This is a genomic window from Kitasatospora sp. NPDC059646 (assembly GCF_042734615.1).
Taxonomy (GTDB): Bacteria; Actinomycetota; Actinomycetes; order Streptomycetales; family Streptomycetaceae; genus Kitasatospora.
The window spans coordinates 1-20,644 of record NZ_JBHWDS010000012.1 but is presented as its reverse complement, the minus strand read 5'-3'; the positions used below and the strand labels follow the sequence as shown (position 1 = coordinate 20,644).

20 protein-coding genes are annotated in these 20,644 nt (G+C 74.6%); 8 read left to right on the top strand and 12 right to left on the bottom strand.

The genetic code is table 11. The features are described from left to right. Positions 1–111 precede the first annotated feature (111 nt). The 4 genes from ACFV1L_RS10815 to ACFV1L_RS10800 all read left to right on the top strand — a co-directional run bounded on the left by ACFV1L_RS10815 (position 112) and on the right by ACFV1L_RS10800 (position 2,717). Positions 112–750 carry a TetR/AcrR family transcriptional regulator gene (locus tag ACFV1L_RS10815; protein ID WP_380365024.1) on the top strand — a complete coding sequence of 213 codons (639 nt, stop codon included), beginning with the start codon at positions 112–114 and terminating at the stop codon, positions 748–750. A 72-nt stretch (positions 751–822) separates the two neighbouring features. Next, the gene (locus ACFV1L_RS10810) at positions 823–1,539 is read left to right on the top strand and encodes a hypothetical protein (RefSeq protein ID WP_380364896.1); all 717 of its coding nucleotides are present in this window, start codon (positions 823–825) and stop codon (positions 1,537–1,539) included. 142 nt (positions 1,540–1,681) lie between these two features. After that, positions 1,682–2,140 carry a hypothetical protein gene (locus ACFV1L_RS10805; RefSeq protein WP_380364895.1) on the top strand — a complete coding sequence of 153 codons (459 nt, stop codon included), beginning with the start codon at positions 1,682–1,684 and terminating at the stop codon, positions 2,138–2,140. Positions 2,141–2,207: 67 nt separating this feature from the next. After that, positions 2,208–2,717 carry a DUF3592 domain-containing protein gene (locus ACFV1L_RS10800; protein WP_380364894.1) on the top strand — a complete coding sequence of 170 codons (510 nt, stop codon included), beginning with the start codon at positions 2,208–2,210 and terminating at the stop codon, positions 2,715–2,717. A gap of 40 nt (positions 2,718–2,757) precedes the next feature. On the opposite strand, the gene ACFV1L_RS10795 is transcribed toward ACFV1L_RS10800, so the two are convergent. The 10 genes from ACFV1L_RS10795 to ACFV1L_RS10750 all read right to left on the bottom strand — a co-directional run bounded on the left by ACFV1L_RS10795 (position 2,758) and on the right by ACFV1L_RS10750 (position 12,689). After that, on the bottom strand, positions 2,758–3,651 hold the full coding sequence (locus ACFV1L_RS10795; RefSeq protein WP_380364893.1) for a hypothetical protein: 894 nt from the start codon (positions 3,649–3,651) through the stop codon (positions 2,758–2,760). After that, on the bottom strand, positions 3,648–4,862 hold the full coding sequence (locus tag ACFV1L_RS10790; RefSeq protein WP_380364892.1) for a phosphotransferase: 1,215 nt from the start codon (positions 4,860–4,862) through the stop codon (positions 3,648–3,650). Before ACFV1L_RS10790 ends, ACFV1L_RS10795 begins: the two co-directional genes overlap by 4 nt. Before the next feature lie 72 nt (positions 4,863–4,934). Further along, positions 4,935–5,921, bottom strand: a complete 987-nt coding sequence (egtD, locus tag ACFV1L_RS10785; protein WP_380364891.1) for an L-histidine N(alpha)-methyltransferase — start codon at positions 5,919–5,921, stop codon at positions 4,935–4,937. After that, positions 5,918–6,694 carry an ergothioneine biosynthesis protein EgtC gene (gene egtC / locus ACFV1L_RS10780; RefSeq protein WP_380364890.1) on the bottom strand — a complete coding sequence of 259 codons (777 nt, stop codon included), beginning with the start codon at positions 6,692–6,694 and terminating at the stop codon, positions 5,918–5,920. Before egtC ends, egtD begins: the two co-directional genes overlap by 4 nt. Beyond that, positions 6,694–8,016, bottom strand: coding sequence for an ergothioneine biosynthesis protein EgtB (gene egtB / locus ACFV1L_RS10775; RefSeq protein ID WP_380364889.1), 1,323 nt, complete (start codon positions 8,014–8,016; stop codon positions 6,694–6,696). Before egtB ends, egtC begins: the two co-directional genes overlap by 1 nt. Then, positions 8,010–8,138: a hypothetical protein gene (locus ACFV1L_RS10770; protein WP_380364888.1), complete on the bottom strand. Its 129-nt coding sequence runs from the start codon at positions 8,136–8,138 to the stop codon at positions 8,010–8,012. Before ACFV1L_RS10770 ends, egtB begins: the two co-directional genes overlap by 7 nt. Continuing rightward, positions 8,132–9,472, bottom strand: a complete 1,341-nt coding sequence (egtA, locus tag ACFV1L_RS10765) for an ergothioneine biosynthesis glutamate--cysteine ligase EgtA (RefSeq protein WP_380364887.1) — start codon at positions 9,470–9,472, stop codon at positions 8,132–8,134. Before egtA ends, ACFV1L_RS10770 begins: the two co-directional genes overlap by 7 nt. Positions 9,473–9,539: 67 nt before the next feature. Further along, positions 9,540–10,748 (bottom strand): aminotransferase class I/II-fold pyridoxal phosphate-dependent enzyme, encoded by a 1,209-nt coding sequence (locus tag ACFV1L_RS10760; RefSeq protein ID WP_380364886.1) that lies wholly within the window; start codon positions 10,746–10,748, stop codon positions 9,540–9,542. A gap of 694 nt (positions 10,749–11,442) precedes the next feature. Then, a complete protein-coding gene (locus tag ACFV1L_RS10755; protein ID WP_380364885.1) occupies positions 11,443–12,285 on the bottom strand; it encodes an alpha/beta fold hydrolase in 843 nt (280 codons plus the stop codon). Beyond that, entirely contained in the window at positions 12,282–12,689 is a 408-nt protein-coding gene (locus tag ACFV1L_RS10750; RefSeq protein ID WP_380364884.1) for a hypothetical protein, read from the bottom strand. The genes ACFV1L_RS10755 and ACFV1L_RS10750 overlap by 4 nt, the downstream gene beginning before the upstream one ends. Positions 12,690–13,046: 357 nt before the next feature. Here ACFV1L_RS10750 and ACFV1L_RS10745 point away from each other — a divergent pair, with 357 nt between their 5' ends. After that, complete coding sequence (locus ACFV1L_RS10745; protein WP_380364883.1) at positions 13,047–13,673, top strand: hypothetical protein; 627 nt, start codon at positions 13,047–13,049, stop codon at positions 13,671–13,673. A 129-nt stretch (positions 13,674–13,802) separates the two neighbouring features. On the opposite strand, the gene ACFV1L_RS10740 is transcribed toward ACFV1L_RS10745, so the two are convergent. Further along, positions 13,803–14,996: an FAD-dependent oxidoreductase gene (locus ACFV1L_RS10740; RefSeq protein ID WP_380364882.1), complete on the bottom strand. Its 1,194-nt coding sequence runs from the start codon at positions 14,994–14,996 to the stop codon at positions 13,803–13,805. A gap of 128 nt (positions 14,997–15,124) precedes the next feature. Between ACFV1L_RS10740 and ACFV1L_RS10735 the strand changes: the two genes are divergently transcribed. Both ACFV1L_RS10735 and ACFV1L_RS10730 read left to right on the top strand, forming a co-directional pair. Further along, the gene (locus ACFV1L_RS10735; RefSeq protein WP_380364881.1) at positions 15,125–15,745 is read left to right on the top strand and encodes a PadR family transcriptional regulator; all 621 of its coding nucleotides are present in this window, start codon (positions 15,125–15,127) and stop codon (positions 15,743–15,745) included. A 183-nt stretch (positions 15,746–15,928) separates the two neighbouring features. Continuing rightward, entirely contained in the window at positions 15,929–16,699 is a 771-nt protein-coding gene (locus ACFV1L_RS10730) for an alpha/beta fold hydrolase (protein ID WP_380364880.1), read from the top strand. A gap of 37 nt (positions 16,700–16,736) precedes the next feature. Here ACFV1L_RS10730 and ACFV1L_RS10725 read toward each other — a convergent pair whose 3' ends face one another. Continuing rightward, entirely contained in the window at positions 16,737–17,918 is a 1,182-nt protein-coding gene (locus ACFV1L_RS10725) for a DNA glycosylase AlkZ-like family protein (RefSeq protein ID WP_380364879.1), read from the bottom strand. Between the two features lie 511 nt (positions 17,919–18,429). Here ACFV1L_RS10725 and ACFV1L_RS10720 point away from each other — a divergent pair. Further along, positions 18,430–20,592: a glycoside hydrolase family 6 protein gene (locus tag ACFV1L_RS10720; protein WP_380364878.1), complete on the top strand. Its 2,163-nt coding sequence runs from the start codon at positions 18,430–18,432 to the stop codon at positions 20,590–20,592. Positions 20,593–20,644: the final 52 nt, after the last annotated feature.

The following is a 20,644-nucleotide window of genomic DNA, read 5'->3' as shown; positions in this document are numbered from 1 at the left end:
TTAAACTAGCGGTGCAAGTTTTACGGCGACTGTAGCCCGCCCCCGCCCCGCACGGAAGGGGGCACCTGCGACAATGGGCCGTTCCACCGGCCGCGACCCGAGGAGGCGGAGATCGCCCGACCGCGCACCCCCCTGCTCAGCCGGGACCGGATCGTCGCCGCCGCACTCGCCCTGGTCGACGCCGAGGGCCTGCCCGCCCTCTCCACCCGCCGCCTGGCCGCCGAACTCTCCGTCAGCGGCCCGTCCCTCTACAACCACTTCGCCACCAAGGACGAACTCCTGGACGCCGTGGTCGACAGTGTGATGGGCGAGGTCGACCTCACCATGTTCGACGCGCCGGACGACTGGCGCACCGCCCTGCGCGACTGGGCCCGCTCCTACCGCGCCGCCCTCGCCGCCCACCCCCACGTCGTCCCCGTCCTCGCCCAGGGCCCCGGCCGCCGCCCCAACGCCCTGCGCCTGGCCGACGCCGTCTTCGGCTGCCTGGTCGACGCCGGCTGGCCCCGCGGCCAGGCCACCCGCATCGGCGCCCTGATGCGCTACTTCATCACGGGCTCCGCCCTCGGCTCCTTCGCCGCCGGCTTCCCCGAGGACGCGGCCCTCTACACCGCCGACTACCCCCGCCTCGCCGACGCCCACCGCCTCGCCGAACACCGCCGCACCGTCGACGAAGGCGCCTTCGAAACCGGCCTCGAAGCCCTCCTCGACGGCCTCGACCTCCGCCACCAGCGCCTCCGGCCGGCCGACTGACCCGCCGTCAGGCCCCGCGGGCGGCCGCGAAAACCGGTTCGCGTCCCGCTCCGTGCGTGCTGTACTTGCCGGATGGGGGAGAACGACGGACGGATGCGACTGCGGCTGACGAACCACCGGGTCGCCGACCACGGGCTGCGGCTCCGCCGGGTGCTGAGCAGCGGCGCCATGCTCCGCAACACCCACCTCCACCCGCCCGCGCCCCAGGTCGGCTTCCTCACCGGGCCCCGCGCGGACCTGCTCCGCCTCGGCGCACTGTTCCGGATCGCCGCGGCCGGCCCGCACACCGCCGTGCACGTGCCGTCCCCGCCGGACGATCCGGAGCGCTCCTCCCGCCGGTTCGACAGCCCGTCCCTCCCGCTGCTGATCGCCCGCGAGGACACCGGCCTGCGCCCCTCCGACTGGCCCGCCCTCCGCCGCCGGATGCGCCGCACCGCCACCCCCCTCACCGTCACCGCCCCCGCACCCCGCCCCCGCCACCGCCCCGACGCGGTCCACCGCCTCGCCGAACACCACCCCGCGCGCTTCACCGAACACGCCGGCACGGCCGTCGTCACCGCCCGCCCCGAACTCCTCTTCTGGTGCGGCGACCTGCTCACCGCCGCCGGGGAGGCGGTCGTCGCCGACCGGGAGATCCACCGCCGCGGCGAGTCCTACCTCGACGACCTGGTCGGCCTCTTCCGCCCGCGCCACACCGAACACCCCATGCACGCCCTCCTCGTCCTCGCCGTCGACCCGATCTTCCACAAGTCCCGCTGGCAGAGACTCCGCAACGCCCGCGCCGCCTGACCGCGCTGCGCACCCGCCCGAAGCGCAGCACCGGCGCGGGCGTTCCTGGAGAGCCCCGGACGGGCCGCCCTTCACCGCCCGCGCCCCCTCTGCCATGATCGACATCCGACGGGGAGACGCAACGCCCGGGAGGGAAGACGCCATGACGGCCTTGAGCGAGAAGCTCCTCGCCCTGATCGGGCCGCTGCTCGTGCTCGCCGCGATCCTCGTCGTCCTGCCGAACATCCAGGCCCGCCGCGACTTCGCGGACGCCCCCCGCGTCCGGGCCACCGTCCTGACCGCCGAGTACGACGCGAGGGAGACGGCCACCGTCATCACCCTCGCCGCCCCGGACGCCGTCCCACTGGACGACCTCCGCACCGCCCCCGACGGGCTGGCGCCCGGCGACACCGTCACCGCGCTGGTCCGCCCCGGCCACGCCCTGCTCCCGGAGCAGCTCCGCCGGTCCTCGCTCGTCCTCCCGGTCCTCTTCGCCGGAGCCGGCTGCGCGGCCACCGTCGTCGGCCTGCTGGCCCTGCGCGCCGACCCGCCGAGACTGCCCGGCCGGCCGAGACGGCCGAGACTGCCGACCGGACCGACCGACCCGGAAGCCTGGTTCTGACCGACCGTCACACACTGCGAGCGGCAGGCCCTGCAATGCGGCGCACTGCAACACCACCGGGGGACGGATGAACGCAGGACAGACTTTCGGCACGGCCTTCGGCATCGTCTTCGCGCTCGTCGGCCTGCTGGTCGCGGCACTGGGCACCACGCCGATCGTGCTGCTGCTCCGCTGGAACTCGCGCCGCAACCGCGTCCGCACCACCGGCCTGCTCGCCGAGGCGGAGGTGCTGGAAGCCCACGTGACCCACCATCACCACCACGAGGACCGCGCCCACTCGGTCACCGTCGGCAGCCGACGCCACGTCGTCCTCGGCTTCCGCACCGCCGACGGCGAGGACGTCCGCGTCGGCGACCCCAGCGGAGTGCCACGGGTCGTCGGCGACCGCGTCACCGTCCGCTACCTCCCCGAGAACCCCGGCGGGGCGCTCCCCGTCGTGCCCGAGGGCCCGGCCCGCCGCATCGTCCTCGCGCTGGTGATCGGGGTCCTCGCGGTCTTCGCCGTCGTCGGCCTGCTCTTCGCGGTCGTCGGCGTCGGCATCGCCGTCTTCTCCCACGACCTGCCGGACGCTCCCTGACCCGACGTCATCCAGGGAGCGCCCGAGACCTGCCCGGGCGTCAGCCGTCCGCGGGCGCGCCGTGGCCGCCGCACCCCGGTGCGCACGCCGCGGGCTCCGGCAGCGACCACCGGTACGGCCACAGGTCCGCCGCGACCCGGGAATCCGCGATCAGCTCCGGTCGACCCACCGGGCGGCGCAGCAGGCAGCGGTGCCGCACGAGCTCATCGGCCTCCGCGGGCGTCAGCCGGTGGTGACCGGCACAGTGGTCCGACACCCGCTCGGCGTGCCGGACCACGTTCCACCGGTCGCCGTCAGCGGTCCGGAAGTCCATCCGGTGGCCGGTGCGCCACTGCGAGTTGGAGCCCCAGCCGTGGGACAGGTCGACCGGCCGGCGGCCGCGCCGCCGGAACGCCCAGTACATCGGCGAACGGTCCGCCCAGCCCGGCTCCGCCACCCGGGCGCCCGCCCGCACCCGCACACCCGCGCGAGTGAACAGCAGCTCACCGAGGAGCAGTCCCGGCCACAGGACGTCCAGCAGCTCGATCGGCGCGTCGGGATCCTCCGCAGGAACCAGCTCGGCGATCTCGTGCAGGAACGGGTCGAAACCCCCGCCCGCGCCGACCTCCGCCATCCCCAGCCGGGCGAAGAACCCGAGGTACTCCTCCCGCCCCACCCCCATCCGCGTCCCGTCCCGCACCGGCCCGCCGCCGTACGGTGGCTGGAACTCCAGGCACAGCACGTCCGCCACCCGGCTCAGCGCGTACAACTCGGTCTCCAGCGCGTCCTGCTCGACCGCCGAGAGGCCCGTGAACGCGCGGTACGAGGACGCCGGGGCCAGCTGGACCGGGTAGGCGGGCAGCTCCCGCGCCGCCCACGCCTCCAGCTCCCGCCCGGCCGCGCCCGCCGCCATCAGCGCGTGGTACAGCTCCCGGCCCGTTCCGGGGCCGCTCACGACTCCGGGTCGGCCTTCCGCAGCGCCCGCCGCAGCTCGGCCACCGGATCGCCCGCGTGGTACGGCCGCTCGCTGGGCTCGATGCCGTCCAGGAACTCCTGGTAGCGCACCGCGAAGTGAACGTGCATCAGCGGCGCGGCGGGCTGCAGCGCCCGCAGCGGGTCGCAGCCCGGGACGAGCGCCTGCCAGGCCGCGGCCCAGCGGGCGCGGACCTCGGCACCGCGCTCGGGCGAGAGGAACGGGGCCGGACGCAGACCGTCCAGGGCCGGGTGGCTCCACACCGCGTCGGAGAAGTCCAGCACCACGGCGCGCTCCCCGTCCCAGCGCCAGTTGCCCGGGTGGAAGTCGCCGTGCACCAGCGTCAACGGCAGCCCGCAGTCGGCGAGTTCGCCGGCCAGCTCGGGCAGCCGGCCGGCCAGCGACAGCGCCCGCCCGTACTCCTCGGCGGTCAGCTCCGGCCGCAGCCGCTCCACCAGCTCCGGGAACAGCGAGGCCAGCGCCGCCGGCGAACGGTCCGTCAACCCGCCCGGCCCGTCCGCGGCGGTCGCCGCCTGCACCGCCGCCCACCGGTCGAGGACGCCCAGCATCCCGTCCTCCGGCAGGCCCCAGCAGTCCACGCCCGGCACGTCGTCCAGCAGCATCCGTCGCCCGTCCGCCGCCAGCACCCGCGGCACCAGCCCCGGATCGGCCTCCCCGACCCGGGCGATCACCTCGGCCTCCGCCACCGCGAACGGCGGGGTGCTCTTCAACCAGACGGGGCCCGAAGCGGTCGGGAACCGGGACAGCGCCGACAGGTTCCAACTGCGCACCTGCTCCACCGGACCGCTCCGCGGCCGCCCGAGCGCCGCCAACTCGCCGTCCGCCCAGGCCCATTCCGCCCGCAGCCCGTCGGCCGACGCCCACGGCAGCCGCAGCGGGTGCCCGTCCCGCGGCACGGCCGGCGCGCCCGGCACGGCGGCCGGCAGTTCGGCGGGACGCTCCAGCGCCTCCGCCAGGTACACCACGTCCCCGCAACTGCCGGTCTCCCCGCCGGTCACGGACAGCATCCGCAACAGCGCCACCGGCACCCCGGCCGCCTCGGACGCCGCCCGCACCACCTCCCCGACCTGCGCCCAGTACGGCGAGGAGGCCGTGAAAGGCCCCACCGCGCCGAGGAGTTCACCCTGCCGAGCGATCAGGACGGTCGCCGTCCGCTGTTCAGTGTTCTGCACCCGGGCATTGTCCGGACCCGAAGGGCCGCCCGCCAGCGAATTACCGCCGGCGGGCGGCTCCGTCGCTCCCGGTCAGTCCGACGCGTCCGCCATCGGCCGGGACAGCGACAGCCCGAACCGGCCCTCCTCGTCCGTCCACCAGTCGGTCAACCGCAGCCCCGCGGCGAACAGTTCACGCTCCACCCGCTCCCGCCGGAACTTCGCCGACACCTCCGTGTACAGCTCCTCGCCCTCCTCGAAGTGCACCGCGAGACCCAGCTCGGCGACCTTCACGCTCTGCGGCCGCAGCGAACGCAGCCGCATCTCGATCCACTCCTGCTCCGCGTCCCAGAGCGCGACGTGCGCGAACTGCCCCGGGTCGAAGTCCGCGTCCAACTCCCGGTTCAGCACCGACAGCACGTTCCGGTTGAACGCGGCCGTCACCCCCGCCGCGTCGTCGTACGCCGCGACCAGCACCTCCGGGTCCTTCACCAGGTCCGTGCCCAGCAACAGCGCGTCCCCCGGCAGCAGTTGGGCGCGCAGCCCGGACAGGAACGCGGCCCGCTCGGCCGGCAGCAGGTTGCCCAGCGTGCCGCCGAGGAACGCCACCAGCCGCGGCCCGCCGCCCTCCGGCAGCCCCAGCCCGGCGGTGAAGTCCGACAGCACCGCCGAGACCTCCAGCCCCGGGTACTCGGCGATCAGCGCCCGCCCCGCCGACTCCAGCGCGCTCTCGCTGACGTCCACCGGCACGTACCGCTCCAGGGTGCCCTGATCGCGCAGCGCGTCCAGCAGCAGCCGGGTCTTCTCCGAGGAGCCCGAGCCGAGCTCGACGAGCGTGCGCGCCCCGGTCGCGGCCGCGATCTCCCCGGCCCGCGCCGTCAGGATCTCCCGCTCCGCCCGGGTCGGGTAGTACTCGGGCAGCCGGGTGATCTCCTCGAACAGCTCGGAGCCCCGGGCGTCGTAGAACCACTTCGGCGGCAGCCGTTTCGGCTGGCCGCCCAGACCCGAGCGCGCATCGGCGCGCAGCGCGTGGTGCAGGTGGTCGGCGGGCAGCAGGCGGGTCAGCCGGTATCCGGTCACTGCTTTGCGTCCTCTCGGGTGCGCGGCCCGATCGGGGCCAGCGGGGTCAGCGTGCTGCCGGCCGCGTCGGCCACCAGCAGGGTGCGGTCGGGGACTTCGGACCAGTCCGGCCCGTCGTCGAACGGCTCGGACGCCACCAGCAGCGAACCGTCCGCGTCCCGCCGCTGGAACAGCGTGTCGCCCCAGGCCGTCGCCGCCAGCGAACTGCCGTCGGTCACCAGCAGGTTCAACCGGGCATCGGCCAGGCCGGCGGCCAGCAGGCACACTTCGGACAGCGCCGCGCCCAGCTCGACGCCCGCCCGCAGCCGGTTCAGCACCACCGCCCACAGCAGCGCCGAATCGGTGCGCGACTCGATCTCCAACAGTTCCGACACCGGCAGCAGTTCGGCCAGCGGCTCGAAGGCGCGCGGCCAGCCCGGCAGCGCCCCGTTGTGGCTGAACAGCCAGCGCCCGGCGCCGAACGGCGCGACCGCCTGCGAACCGGGCGCACAGCCCGGAGTCGCCGAGCGGACCGCGCCCAGCACCGCGTGCGACCGCACCACCCGGGCCAGGTCCACCAGGTCGCCGTCCGCCCAGATCGGCCCCTCCCGCCGGTAGCGGGCCGGCCGCTCGTCGCCCTCCGCGTACCAACCCACCCCGTAGCCGTCCACGTTGACGGTGCCGTGGCGCTGCAGTCGGGGTGCCCAGGACTGCCGCAGCGGCCCGAACGGCGGATCGAGCAGCACCGACCGCAGCGCCACCGGCCGCCCCAGATAAGCGAAGTGACGACACATCAGGCATCGACCCCGACATCCCTCGCGGTCCGGAAGCCGGAGAAGATCTGCCGCCGGACCGGATAGTCCCAGTTGCGGAACGTGCCCCGGCAGGCGACCGGCGCGACCGCGAACGAGCCGCCCCGCAGCACCTTGTACTCGGGCCCGAAGAACACCTCCGAGTACTCCCGGTACGGCCACGCCCGGAACCCCGGGTAGCCGGTGAAGTCGCTGCTCGTCCACTCCCACACGTCACCGATCAACTGCCGTGCCCCGCACGGCGACTCGCCCGCCGGGTAGGCGCCGACCGGGGCCGGGCGCAGGTGCCGCTGGCCGAGGTTGGCGTGCTCCGGGCCGGGCGGCTCGTCGCCCCACGGGAAGCGCCGGGAGCGGCCCGAGACCGGGTCGTGCCGGGCCGCCTTCTCCCACTCCGCCTCGGTCGGCAGCCGCCGGCCCGCCCACCGGGCGTACGCGTCCGCCTCGTACCAACTGACGTGCAGCACGGGCTCGTCCGGCGGCACCGGCTCCACCTGCCCGAACCGGCGGCGCAGCCACTGGCCGCCCTCCCGGGTCCAGAACAGCGGCGCGGTCAGGCCCGCGGCCGTCCGGTGCTCCCAGCCGGCCGGCGTCCACCAGCGCGGGTCGCGGTAGCCGCCGTCGGCGATGAACTCCTGGTACGCGGCGTTGGAGACCGGCACCGTGTCCAGCCAGAACGCCGGCAGATCCACCGAGTGGGCGGGCCGCTCGTTGTCCAGCGCCCACGGCTCGGTGTCCGTGCCCATGGTGAACGGCCCGGCGGGAACCAGCACTTCGGGCGCCACCGGGCCGCCCGCCGCGGGCGGCGGCGGCGCGTCCAGCACGGCCGGGCCCTGCCGCAGCTGATGGGTGATCAGCATCGTCTCGTCGTGCTGCTGCTCGTGCTGCGCGATCATCCCGAACGCGAACCCGGCGTCCAGCAGCGGCGCCCCCTCCAGCGGCGAGGCGGCCAACAGGTCCAGCACCCGCCCGCGCACCTCGTACGCGTACGCCCGGGCCTCGTCCGGCGGCAGCAGCGGGAGCCTCGGGCGCTCCGCCCGCGGGTGCTCGAACGCGTCGTACAGCGGGTCGATCTCCGGATGCATCGGGTCGCGGCCGCCGACGTTGCGCAGCAGCCACAGCTCCTCCTGGTTGCCGATGTGCGCCAGGTCCCAGACCAGCGGCGACATCAACGGCGAATGCTGCGCGACCAGATCGGCGTCGTCCACGGCCCCAGTGAGCTGCCCCGTGCGCTCCCGGGCGGCCAGCAGCTCGGTCGCGATCAGCTCCCGCAGCACCGCGGGATCGGTGCGGTCGGCGTTCAGCACGGGACGTCCTCCTCCGGGCGGGTCGTCGGGCGGCCGAGCGGATCGGCGGGCGGCTCGGCCGGCAGGAGGCCGCCGCGGTCGTCGAACGGGGCGGTGCGGGCGTCGTCCTCGGTGATCAGCACGGTGCGTCCTCCTGCAGGGCCGGGCCCGCGCCGGTGCGCAGCGCGGCCAACTGGTCGTCGGCGGGGCAGCGGCCCCGGGCCGGGTAGCGTTCGGCGAACTCCACCAGCGCCGGCCGCAGCACGCCGTCCCGGCGGGCGAGCGCCCGCTCGGCGGCCGAGAAACAGGCCAGCGCGGCCCTGCGCAGCTCCGGGTCCGCCATGCCGAGCGCGGCCGCGCGCCGCCACAGGCCCGACCGGGGCGCGCGGGAACCGGCATGGCCGAGGCGCTCCAGCGCGGCCCGGGCCTCCTCGGCGGCCGACGGGTCGTCCATCAGCGCGGAGACCAGCGCCAGCGGCACCCGCCACCCCTCGCCCGGCTGGGCGTCGATCATCCGCAGCTCCAGGTGGCCGCGCGGGCGGACCGGCGGGAACAGCGTGGTGCGGTGGTAGTCCAGGTCGGCCAGTACGGCGCCCCGCTCACCGCCGCCGCGCAGCCAGTCGCGGAACGACAGCCCCGCCGGCGCGTCCCACGGCAGACCCTCCGGGCGGCGCACGCACAGCACCGTGGCGTCCAGCACGTACCGGGTCCACGCCTCGCGCGGATCGGCCAGCGGCGGCGGAGCCAGCGTGCGGGACGGGTCCATCCGCGACCAGACCAGCTGCCTCGTCGACTTCCAGCCCGTCGGACGGCCCTCCAGCAGCGGCGAGTTGGCGAACGCGCCGACCAGCACCGGCCCGAGCAGGTGGGCCAGCCGCCAGCGGTCCACGTAGCTCTGCTCGGTGCCCGCGTCCACGCACACCTGCACGGAGGCGGTTCCCGTCATCATGATCCGGCCCCACGGGCCGCCGCGGCCGAAGTAACGTTCCATCGCCCGGTACCGCGGATGGGTGGCCTGCATCCGGCGCTCGCGGTCCAGCGGATCGGTGCCGCTGCCGGTCAGCCGCAGCCCTTCGGCGGCCAGCGCCGCCCGCAGCACCGCCTGGTCGGCGCTCAGCCCAGCCGCGCAGGCGGCCGGATCGGCGGCGGGCGGGGAGCTCAGCTCGACCTGCCCGCCGGGTTCGTACGTCAGCCGCGAGCCCGCCGGGAACACCGGGCCGTCGGCCGACACGGGCAGCACCGCCAGCGCGGCCGCCACCCGGGCGGGATCCACCGGGTCGGCGGGACATCGGCCGTCATGGACGAACCACTCCGCCTCCACCCCGACCAGAGCGGGGGGCCCGATCTTGAAGCAGATGGCGCCCAGGTGTCGTTCGGCCGAAGCCTCGGTCAACTCCGTCGGCGGGGTCACGCTCTGTGTCGAATCGGCCGGCAGGCCGGCCTGCGGTGGGCGTACGGATGTCACCGGACTCACCATCCCTCGGTGCGCGATAAGGGCCCGGTTGTTCCTGCTCAGTCTGCCCCCGGGCAAACCTCGACGCCGCTCAACCCACCGACCCGCAGGTCAAGCGGGTGAGCGCGAGTCGCAGCCGGTCCAGCGGCAGGGCGAAATTCAGCCGCAGGCAGCCGGATCCGGCCGGACCGAAACCCGCCCCGTCCGCCAGCTCCACCTGACGCTGCGTGAGCACCTCCTCGCGGGTGCCCAGACCCGACCCGTCCAGCCAGAGCAGGAACGACGCCTGCGGGCGGGCCAGCACCGCACCGCCCAGCGCCGCCGTCGCCAACTCCCGCGCCGCCACCAGGTGCTCCAGCAGCCCGGCCAGCCAGGCCTCGCCCTCCGCCAGCGCCGCCCGCTGCACCAGGGCGCCCAGCAGGCCGCCCTCCCACAGCCCGAACCCCGCCATCACCTCCGCCAACCTCGCCCGCAGCGCCGGATCCGGCACCAGCGCGAGGCAGCTCGGCACCCCCGACACGTTGAACGTCTTGCCGACCGAGTTCAGCGTCACCACGTTCGGCGCGCCGTCCGTCACCGCCACCGCGACCGGGTGCGGCACCCCCGCGTCCGGGTGCCGCAGATCGCCGTGCACCTCGTCCGAGACCAGCAGCCCCGGCGCCGCCGCAGCGGCCAGCGCCCGAATGTCCGCGGCCGGCCAGATCCGGCCCGTGGGATTGTTCGGACTGCTCAGCAGCACCATTCCGGGGCGGGCGGCGGCGATCTCCTCCACGGGGAGGCGGAAAGCGCCCTCCGGGTGGGAGCGGGGCCAGGTCCGGGCGTGCTCCCGGTCCAGCTCCCGGCGGCGAGCGGTCTGCCGCGCGGGCGGTGGGAAAGGGCTTTCCGGTGGGGTGTGGGCCGGGCTGGCGGGGTGGCCCGGGGAGGACGGGAAAGCGCTTTCCCCCCGGGTTCGACCGGTGGCGGGGGCGGGTGCTCCGGCGGGCACGTGCCGCAGTGGCACCTCGCGCAGGGGCACACCCGCGGCCCGGCAGTAGCGGGCGAACCCGTCCCACTCCGGTGTCACGCAGACCGCCGGACCGGACAGTGGGCGCGCCGCCTCCAGCAGCAGCCGCACGGCCGTCCCCGGTGCGAACGGCAACAGCATCACCCACTCCGGCGGCACCTCCACCCCGTGCCGCCGCCGGTACCAGCGGGCCACCAACGCCCGGTCGGCGGCCTCCGCCACCGGGTACCCGAACGCCGGATGCCCCGCCCGCACCCGCAGCGCCGCCCCGACCGCGGCGGGCCCCGGAAGGTCCATGTCCGCGATCCCGAGCGCGATCCGGCCCACCCCCGCCCGCGCCCATTTCTCACTCCCCGTGCCTGCGCGGGTGAACCCCTCGCCCATCACCCTCCACACTCCCTCCGCAGCCGCCTGCCCCCCACGCTAAGCGGAAGCTCTGCGCCCCGGTCGGACGACGGGTTCTTCCCCGGTGGAGGGGACGGCGCCGGGGCTCGGCCCGCAGCGGCGGAAACGCCGGGCGGGGTGGAGGTCGTAGGCGGCCGGCGGGCCAACACGCAGTCGCGGCCGGGCCCGTGGCTGACGTGCAACGCCGGGGACCGATCCGGGGCCGCGGCCGGGTGACTGCCGCAGCGCGTCTGGACGGCGCTCTCTCTCGCTGCTCTGCTGGATGGACCACGCACGACAGAGGCGGGCGGTCGGCAGAACACGGCCCTGGCCTCGGCGACCTGTCCGGAGCTGACTCGGGCGGGGGCCGGAGGACTCGCGGTCGGCCAGGGGCCGTTGCCGCGCGCCGGCGGGTGTCGGCGGCGGTCAGGACCCCCGCCACGGCGGCGCGTACGGCCACGAGCGTGTCCCGGCCCCTGCCCACTGCTCCTCCTACCGCCTCGTCGGGTGTTCCGGGAGGCGGGCGGAGGAGCGGTGGTGATCGGCACGTCGACGGCCCGTTGGCCTGACGGTCGGTGGGTATGGGCCGGCCGGGAGGAGTGGGGCTTCAGGGCCGGGTCCGGAGGGTCTTCCGAAGAAGTTCGCCGAACTCGGCGGGGTGCGTGGTCAGGCCGATGTGGCCGCCGGGGAAGTGCACGAGTTCCGTGCCGAGACGCTCGGCCAGGAAGGCGGCCGGACGGTAGGGCAGCTCGCCCCGCGAGTCCCGGCCGCAGGCGAGCACGAGCCGGTCCGACAGCGCCTCCAGCCGGTGAAGGTCCGGGGTGTAGGCCATGAAGCTGGGCACGATGCGGCCGACGAAGTACGGAAGGTCGGCCATCGTCCGCTCGGCCCGCGCCGCTGCCTGCGGCGGAAGCTTCAACTCGACCGCCGGCTCGGTGGTTTCGCCCTCCCTCTTCAGCGCCGCCGCGAACACCGCCATCGCCGGCATGAGCCCCTGGGTGCGGAACGTGTCCTGCACGCGGGCGATCACCGCGCGGTGTTCGGCGGCATCCGGAAGGACCCCCACCATCGGCGGCTCGTGCGCGACGACGCGCTCGACGTGGCCGGGGTGGGCGGTGAGCAGGTGCACGGCGGCGATCGCGCCCGAACTGGCGCCGAAGACCCGGGCGGGCTCACCGGGCGACAGCAGCTCCAGCAACCGGAAAGCGTCGTCGGCGTGTTCGGCCACCAGCTGCTCGGCCTCGGGGTCGTCCAGTGTACTTCTGGACATGCCGCGCGGGTCGTAGGTCGCGACGGTGTATTCGGCGGCCAGGTCGTCGGCGATGTCGTCGAAGGCGGCCGCGCCGCCCGTCCCGCCGGGGATCAGCAGCAGGAGCGGGCCCCGGCCGCGCACTTCGTAGTGCAGGGTCGCGCCGTTCACGCGCAGCCTGCCGGTGCTCGGGGTGGTCATGCGGGTTCTCCTTCTCGGGACGGGGGCCAGTGCTCCAGGAGGGAGCGCAGGGCGTCGAGGGCGCGGGTCCGGGACAGCTCCGGCAAGCACGGCTGGGCGAACCCTCCGCGGCTTCCAGGGCGACGAACCGCTTCCCGCCAGGCGTTCGCAGACGCAGCCAGCGCGTCTCTGCCCGCCTGCCCGGCGGTCTGCTCCGCGAGGCGGACGGTCTTCTCGTCCGCCGCCAGGAGCGCGATCAGTCCGCGCAGGTCCTCCAGGCTGCGGACGTGCGGGTAGCGGCTCGCATCCGTCACGCCGAGGCGGCGCGCCGCCCGCGCCACGGTCACCCGGTCGAACCCGACCTCGTCCGCCGGTTCGGCACCTGCGATCGTCACCCGCTCCGCCGTCAGAACGCCCTGCGCCACATGCCCTCCTAGGAGTCCTAAGATATAGCCTAGGGATCCTAGGAGGGCAAGGGATTGAACAGCCGATGCGGGAGCTCCCTCGGCGTCAACGCCCGAAGGGCTGCGAGCGCCGACCACAAGCGCGAAGGAGAACCGAGCCAGCCGACGAGCCGTCAGAAAGGGAGCGGCACGGCCGACTTGACGGTGCGCGGGTCGCACGCAGTCTGCGATTCAAGGCCGTTCGTCGGTGCGGACCTCCCACCGGAGGTCGCCGGTGTCCGGACCGTGGGGCCCCCGACGGTGCAGCGGTGACCGGCCGCCAGAATGGCGGCGCCCCGGCTCCCCGGCGCAATGGGCCCGCCGGTAGGTTTCATGGCCATGAGTTCCTCCCTGCACGTCTACCTGCTCGACGTCGCGGCCACCCGGGCCCTGGTCGGCTCCGGCGACGACCGGTTCCTGGAGACCCTTCGCGCCGAGTTCGCCGACCGGCTCGCGGAGGCGGACGAGTACTTCGAGGACGAGATCGCGGACGGCGCTCCCAGCGCCTACGAGGCTCTGCGCGCCGTGGTCCACGGCGGGCCGTTCACCGCCCCCGAGCAGTACGTCTTCCAGTACGGCTACGCGTACGAGCGGCTGTGCGAGTTCACCGGGCGCTTCCTTCCGAACGACTCCTTCACCCCGCACCGGGGCGACTGGCTCTCCGTCGTCGACCGCGGCCTCACCGACCTCGGCGTCACCGCCGTGAGCGTCACCGACTTCGCCCACGGCGCGGCCCCGGCCCCCGTTCCGCCCAGCTGCACGCCCGGCTGCGGCAGCTGGACCCCTGATCAAGTCGCCCTCGGCCTGCGCCAGTTCGGCGACACGATGGAAGCCGTGGAAGCCGGCCGGATCCCGCTTCCCCCGCTCGGGGACCAGTCCCTCGTCGATGCGGTGTTCCAGGCCCTCGGCTGGATGAAGGCGGCTGCGGAACGCCCCGGCCACGGCGTCATCGGCTTCCGTTTCTGACCCCGGTCGCGGAGCGGCCGTTCGCTGATCGCCGCGACCGGCAGTGGCCGATCCGGGTCAGTGATGGACCGTCGGCGGGCCGGAGCGTCATGACGGACCGTCAGGCGGCCGGCGAGCCATGACGGGCCGTCAGGCGGCCGGCGCGGCCCAGTCGATCCGGTGCCGGAGCGGGCGGGAGAGCTTCTCCTGGTTCACCAGCCTCATGCCGAGCGGCATCAGCGCGTCGCGCAGCACCCGCCCGACCGGACCGGCCGCCTTGGTGCTGTTGGTGCGCTCGGTCTGCTTGATGATCTGTTCCACCCGCGGGCGGCGCAGCTCCTCGTACCGGGCGAGTGCCCGGGGGAGGGGCAAGTCCCGTAGGCAGCGGGCGAGTTCCACCGAGCTCTCGATCGCCAGTGCAGCGCCCTGGCCGGAGCTGGAGGACGGGGCGTGGGCCGCGTCCCCGGTCAGGACCATCCGGCCGCGGCTCCAGTGCGGCACCCGGGGCATGCTCTCCATCGGACCGGTCACCAGCAGTTCGGCCGGATCGGTGCGCCGGATCAGGTCCGGCGCGGGGGTGCGGTCGTCGGCGCAGGCCTCGGCCAGCACGTCGAGCCACCGCTCGGGGCCGCGGGAGACCGCCTCGGCCTGCGTCAACGGCTCCGGGTGCGGCAGGTTGACGAACCAGACGGCCTTGCCGCCGATCACCTGCAGTCCGAAGAAGGCCCGCTTGCCGAAGGTCATGACCATCTTCCCGCCGGTGTCCGGCACCAGGCCGGCCTCGGTGCTGACGGCGCCGAAGCCCTGGAGCCCGGCGTAGCGCGGGCGCGGGGCGGCCGGGTCGATCAGCGTGCGCACGGTGGAGCGGATCCCGTCCGCGCCGACCAGCAACTCGCCGGTGGCGGTGGTGCCGTCGGCGAACTCCGCGGTGACGGCGTCCTCGCCCTCCTCGACTCCGGTCAGCCGCTTGGCGTGCTCGATCCGGATGCCCCGGTGGCGGGCCTCGTCGTAGAGCGCCCGGTAGAGGTCGCTGCGCAGGACCAGCCGGGTCGGCTCCAGGGTGTCCGGGCTGCCGATCTCGGCGAGTCGCCGGCCGTTCCAGCTCTGCAGCAGGATCGCCGTCATCGGGTCGCCGAGCCGTCGGATCCGGTCGCCGAGGCCGATCGCGTCCAGTGCGGCGAGCCCGTTGGGCGCGAGGCCGAGTGCGGCGCCGACGCCCTCGGCGGTGCCGTCGTAGGCCTCGTACACGGTGGCCTCGATGCCCGCCTGCTGGAGGGCCATCGCGGTGACCGGGCCGGCCACGCCGCCGCCGACGACCAGGGCGGTGGTGATCTTCCTTGCCATGTCCTCGCGCTCCTTCGGGTTCGGACGGGAAGCGCCGTCCGTCGGTGCCGACTCCCTGCCGGCCCTTCCATAGTTGCATCGGAACTAGTTCCACTGCAACTAGTTCCGCTGGGAGTAGTATCCGGATCATGAGTAGCGCCCCCAAGAGCTCGCCGATCCAGCTCACCGTGCTGTCGCTGCTGCACTTCAAGCCGCTGCACCCGTACGGGATGCAGCGGCTGCTCAAGGAGTGGGGCAAGGACCAGGTGGTCAACGTCGGGCAGCGCACCGGCCTCTACCGCGCGATCGACCGGCTGCTCGGGGCCGGGCTGATCGCCGTGCGCGAGACCGGGCGCGACCAGCAGTACCCGGAGCGCACCGTCTACGAGGTCACCGACGCCGGCCGTGCGACCGCGCGGACCTGGCTGCTGGAGATGCTGCGCGAGCCCAAGCTCGAGTTCCCCGAGTTCCCGGTCGCCCTCTCCAACCTGATGCTGCTCGCGCCGGACGAGATCGAGCAGGCCCTCACCGCCCGCCTCGCCGCGGTCCGCGCCGGCCAGGCCGCCCAGGAGCGCGCGCTCGCCGACACGGCGGCGCTCGGCGTCCCCCGGGTCGCCATGCTGGAGACCGAGTACACCCGCGCCGTCGCCGCAGCCGAGGGCGACTGGCTGGAGTCCGTCCTCGCCGATCTCCGCTCCGGCCGACTTGCCTGGAGCGGCGAGGAGTTGATCGCTGCCGCCCGCGCCGGGGAGGAGCAGCCGCCGCAGTAGCCGGTCCGCCATCGTGACGCGGTGGCGGCACGCGAGGCCGAGCAGGTGACGTAGCGGCAGCCGCTGCAGCGTGCGCGGGGGACGGGAGCGGGGAGCCGTGCGGCAGGGCGGTGGCCGCTCAGGACGGGTCCGTCGGGCCGAAATTCCGAGCGGGCGGGCGGGGCGCCTCGGAGAATGACTGGCATGACATGGGACGGGTTGATCCGGGTGGGCGACGGGGACGTGTGGGCGGCCGACAGCGGCGGTGACGGGCCGCCGCTGGTGCTGCTGCACCCGGGGGTGGGCGACTCGCGGATCTGGGACGGGCTGCTGCCCGAACTCACCGGGCGCTACCGGGTGATCCGTTACGACGTGCGCGGCTACGGGCGCTCGCCCCGGCCGACCGCGGCCTACTCGAACCTCGCCGACCTGTACGCGGTGCTGGACCGCTTCGGGCTCGACCGGGTCCACCTGGTCGGCTGCAGCATGGGCGGCGGGACGGCGCTCGGGCTCGCGCGCCGGCAGCCCGAGCGGGCGGCGTCGCTGGTGCTGCTGTGCCCGGGGGTGCCCGGCTACCCGTGGCCGGCCGAGCCGGAGGCCGACGCCGAGTACGACCGGCTGGTGGCGGGCGGAGACCTGGACGGGCTGACCGCCTTCGGCCTGCGCGAGTGGGCGGCAGCCGGTTCGGACGCGGCGGCCGTCGCCCAACTGCGGTCCGCCGCCCGGGCCTGGCCCGACGAGGACATCCACCAGCAGCCCGACCCGCCGGTCTTCGACCGCCTCGGCGAGCTGGCCGGCATCCCCGCCACGGTCCTGATCGGCGACCTCGACCGCCGCCCGGCGATCGACTGCGCCGAGCGGACCGCCGCCCGTCTCGGCTGCGAACTGGTCCGGCTCACCGGCGTCGACCACCTGCCGCCGCTGCGCTCGCCCGCCACGGTCCTGCGGGCGATCGAGAAGCTCGCCGTCCGCTGACGGTCAAGCACCGGGAGGCGACGGCGCGAAGGCGCGCTCAGGCGGTGAGGCGGCGCTCCAGCGGCGTGCGGAACCGGGGGGTGACGCGGGCGTCGCCGAGGGTGCTGCGAAGGGCGGCGGCCTCGGCGGCGACGGCGTCGTGGGCCTCGCGGCCGGCGTCCTCCAGGAGCTGGAAGACGACGTCGCCGTCGGGGCGTTGCGCCCAGGCGCCGATGATGCGGCCGCTCCACCAGACGGTCGGACCGAGGTTGCCGGAGCGGTCGAGGAGTTGCGGGCGGTGGTCGGGGGAGAGGTACCAGTCGCGGTGCCTGCCGCCCATCGCGCTCGGGTCCAGGGCCGGCAGCAGCGCGGCCCACGGGGCCGGCGCGGCGACCGGTTCGAGATCGTCGGGGAGCACGAATCCCGTTCCGCCGTCCGCGAGTTCGACCTCGACGGCGGCGCAGCCGGCCAGTGCCGCCCGGACCTCGCGCAGGCCCCAGCCGGTCCACCACACCAGGTCGTCCTCGGTGGCGGGGCCGTAGCGGGCCAGCCAGCGCTGGGCCAACTCGCGCTGCGCGTCGGCCCGTTCGGCAGCGGAGGGCTGCTCGGGGGCGGCCGGGCCGAGGGCCCAGCGGTGCTGGCTGCTGGTCCAGCCGCCCACCGGACGGCGGCGGACGATGCTGCCCTCCATGCCGAGCAGGCGCAGCAGGCGCATGCTGATCGACTGCTCCGTCTGGTACGAGGTGCCCGCCCCGTAGACGATCGTCTCGCGCAGTTGCGGTACCAGCTCGCCCAGTTGACTGCCCGTCAGTTCGACGGGTGAGTCGGCGAGCGCGGCGCGGACGGCGGCCTCCACCCGCGCGGTCCATCCGGCGTCGCGGCCGGAGGCGGCGAAGTCCTTGAGCAGGCGGGCGCGTTCGCGGGCCACGGCCTTGGCGGTGGTGGAGGCGTACAGGGCGGGGGCGAGTGCGGCCGGGATCGCGAACAGGGTGCTGCGCATGCCGTGCCGGCGCAGGATCGAGCAGTCCCGGTACAGGGCCCGCTCGGTGTCGGCGGTGCCGGGGGTGGCGAGCCGGGCCGAGACGGCGAGGAACACCGTGGCCGGGTCGGTGGCGTGCACGGCCACCAGGTCGTCCACCACCTGCTCGGCCCGGTCGGCCCGGGCGCCGGGGGCGAGGCGGTGCCGCAGGGCCAGGCGGGCGCGGCGCTGGTCGTCGTCGAACTTCGGTCGGGCGGGCACGCGTTCCTCCTCGGAATCCGGGTCGCTCCCAGCGTGCCACGGCGCCCCGTCACGCCAGGTCCGCGACGCGTGCGGCACCGCCCGCCCCGCGGGCCCGGACGCGCTCCGCGCCGCCGCCCCGGTGGCGCCGTGAAAGTTTCGCGGGGGCGCCCGGTCCGCTCCCGGGCGACGGGCGGGGTGGGGCCGGTGCGGTGTCGTGCCGGGTGCCAGCAGGGGTGAACGGCCGTGCCGGGCACGGAGGTTCCACCACTTCGGCGGGAGCGCTCCCACGGTTTCTGCGCAACTTCTTGACGGCACTGCGAGGTCATGGCTTCATATCGGTTGTTCCCAGGCCGAGTTCGCCTCTGCCGGGGCCAAGTATGGGAGCGCTCCCATTAGTTGGGAGTTGCTTCCATCGAGTCCGTCCCCCACCCGAAAGGACTCCCTTACCGTGTCGGCAAATCTGACGCGTCGTCTCCGGACGGCAGCGGCGGCCGCGGTGCTCAGCGCCGCGACCGTGCTTCCCATTGCCATGTCGACGACCGCCGCCCAGGCGGCCACCCGCGTGGACAACCCCTTTGTCGGCGCCGGGGTCTACGTGAACCCCGAGTGGTCCGCGAACGCCGCCGCCGAGCCGGGCGGTTCGGCGGTCTCCAACCAGCCCACCTTCCTCTGGCTGGACCGGATCGCCGCCATCAACGGCGTCAACGGCGGCATGGGACTGCGCGACCACCTGAACGCCGCGGTGCAGCAGGCCGCCGGCAAGCCGTACGTGTTCCAGGTCGTCATCTACGACCTGCCGGGCCGCGACTGCGCCGCCCTGGCCTCGAACGGCGAGCTCGGCCCCACCGACCTGCCGCGCTACAAGAGCGAGTTCATCGACCCGATCGCGGCGATCCTGGCCGACCCGGCCTACGCGAACCTGCGGATCGTCACCACGATCGAGCTCGACTCGCTGCCGAACCTGGTGACCAACGCGGGCGGCACCGCCACCGCCACCCCCGCGTGCGACGTCATGAAGGCCAACGGCAACTACATCAACGGCGTGGGCTACGCGCTGGCCAAGCTGGGCGCGATCCCCAACGTCTACAACTACGTGGACGCCGGTCACCACGGCTGGCTCGGCTGGGACTCCAACCTGCAGCCGACCATCGACACCATCAAGCAGGCCGCCACGGCGTCCGGCTCGACGCTCGCCAACGTCCAGGGCTTCGTCGTCAACACCGCCAACTACGGCGCGCTGCACGAGCCGAACTTCACCGTCGGCGACTCGGTGAACGGCACCACGGTCCGCCAGAGCAAGTGGGTGGACTGGAACAACTACGTCGACGAGGCGTCCTTCGCCAAGGCGTGGCGGACCAAGGCGATCGCGTCCGGGTTCAACTCCAACATCGGCATGCTGATCGACACCTCCCGCAACGGCTGGGGCGGCGCCAACCGTCCGACCGGCCCGGGCCCGAAGACCTCGGTGGACGCGTACGTGGACGGCGGCCGCATCGACCGGCGCTTCCAGACCGGCAACTGGTGCAACCAGTCCGGTGCGGGCCTCGGCGAGCGCCCGAAGGCCGCCCCCGAGGACGGCATCGCCGCGTACGTGTGGGTGAAGCCCCCGGGCGAGTCCGACGGCGCGAGCCAGGCCGTCGACAACAACGAGGGCAAGGGCTTCGACCGGATGTGCGACCCGACGTACACCGGCAACGCGCGCAACAACAACAACATGTCGGGCGCGCTGCCCAACGCCCCGCTGGCCGGCCACTGGTTCTCCGCGCAGTTCCAGGAGCTGCTGAAGAACGCCTACCCGGCGCTCGGATCGTCCACCGGCGACGCCACCGCGCCGACCGCGCCCACCGGCCTCTCGGCGACCAAGACCGCCAGCAGCGTCACGCTGTCGTGGACCGCGTCCACCGACAACGTCGGCGTCACCGGCTACGACGTGTACCGCGGCGGCACCCTGGTCGGCTCCACCAGCAACCTCTCGTACACCGACACCGGCCTGACCGCCAACACCGCGTACTCGTACACCGTCAAGGCGCGCGACGCGGCGGGCAACGTCTCCGCGGCCTCCGCGGCGCTGAGCGTCACCACCTCCACCGGCGGCGGCACCGGCGACACCACCCCGCCGTCCGCGCCCACCGGCCTCTCGGCGACCACCACCGCCGGCAGCGTCGCCCTGACCTGGACCGCGTCCACCGACAACGTCGGCGTCACCGGCTACGACGTGTACCGCGGCGGCACCCTGGTCGGCTCCACCTCCGGCACCTCGTACACCGACACCGGGCTGCAGGCGTCCACCGCGTACTCGTACACCGTCAAGGCGCGCGACGCGGCGGGCAACGTCTCCGCGGCCTCCGCGGCCCTGGTGGCCACCACCCAGGCGTCCGGCGGCACCGGAGCGGGCTGCACCGCCACCTACAAGGTCAGCAACGACTGGGGCGCCGGCTTCAACGCCGACGTCACGGTGACCGCCGGCAACGCGGCGATCAAGACCTGGAAGGTCACCTGGAACTTCGGCGGCAACCAGCAGATCACCAACCTGTGGAACGGCCAGCTCAGCCAGTCCGGCCAGGCCGTGACCGTCACCAACCTGTCCTACAACGGCACGGTCGGAGCCGGTGCCAGCACGAGCTTCGGCTTCGGCGCCAACTACACCGGCGCCAACGCCCTGCCCACCCTGACCTGCACGGCCACCGGCTGACGCCGGACGCCGCACCCCCTCGGGCCGCCGCCCGCCCGCAGACCCCTGCGGG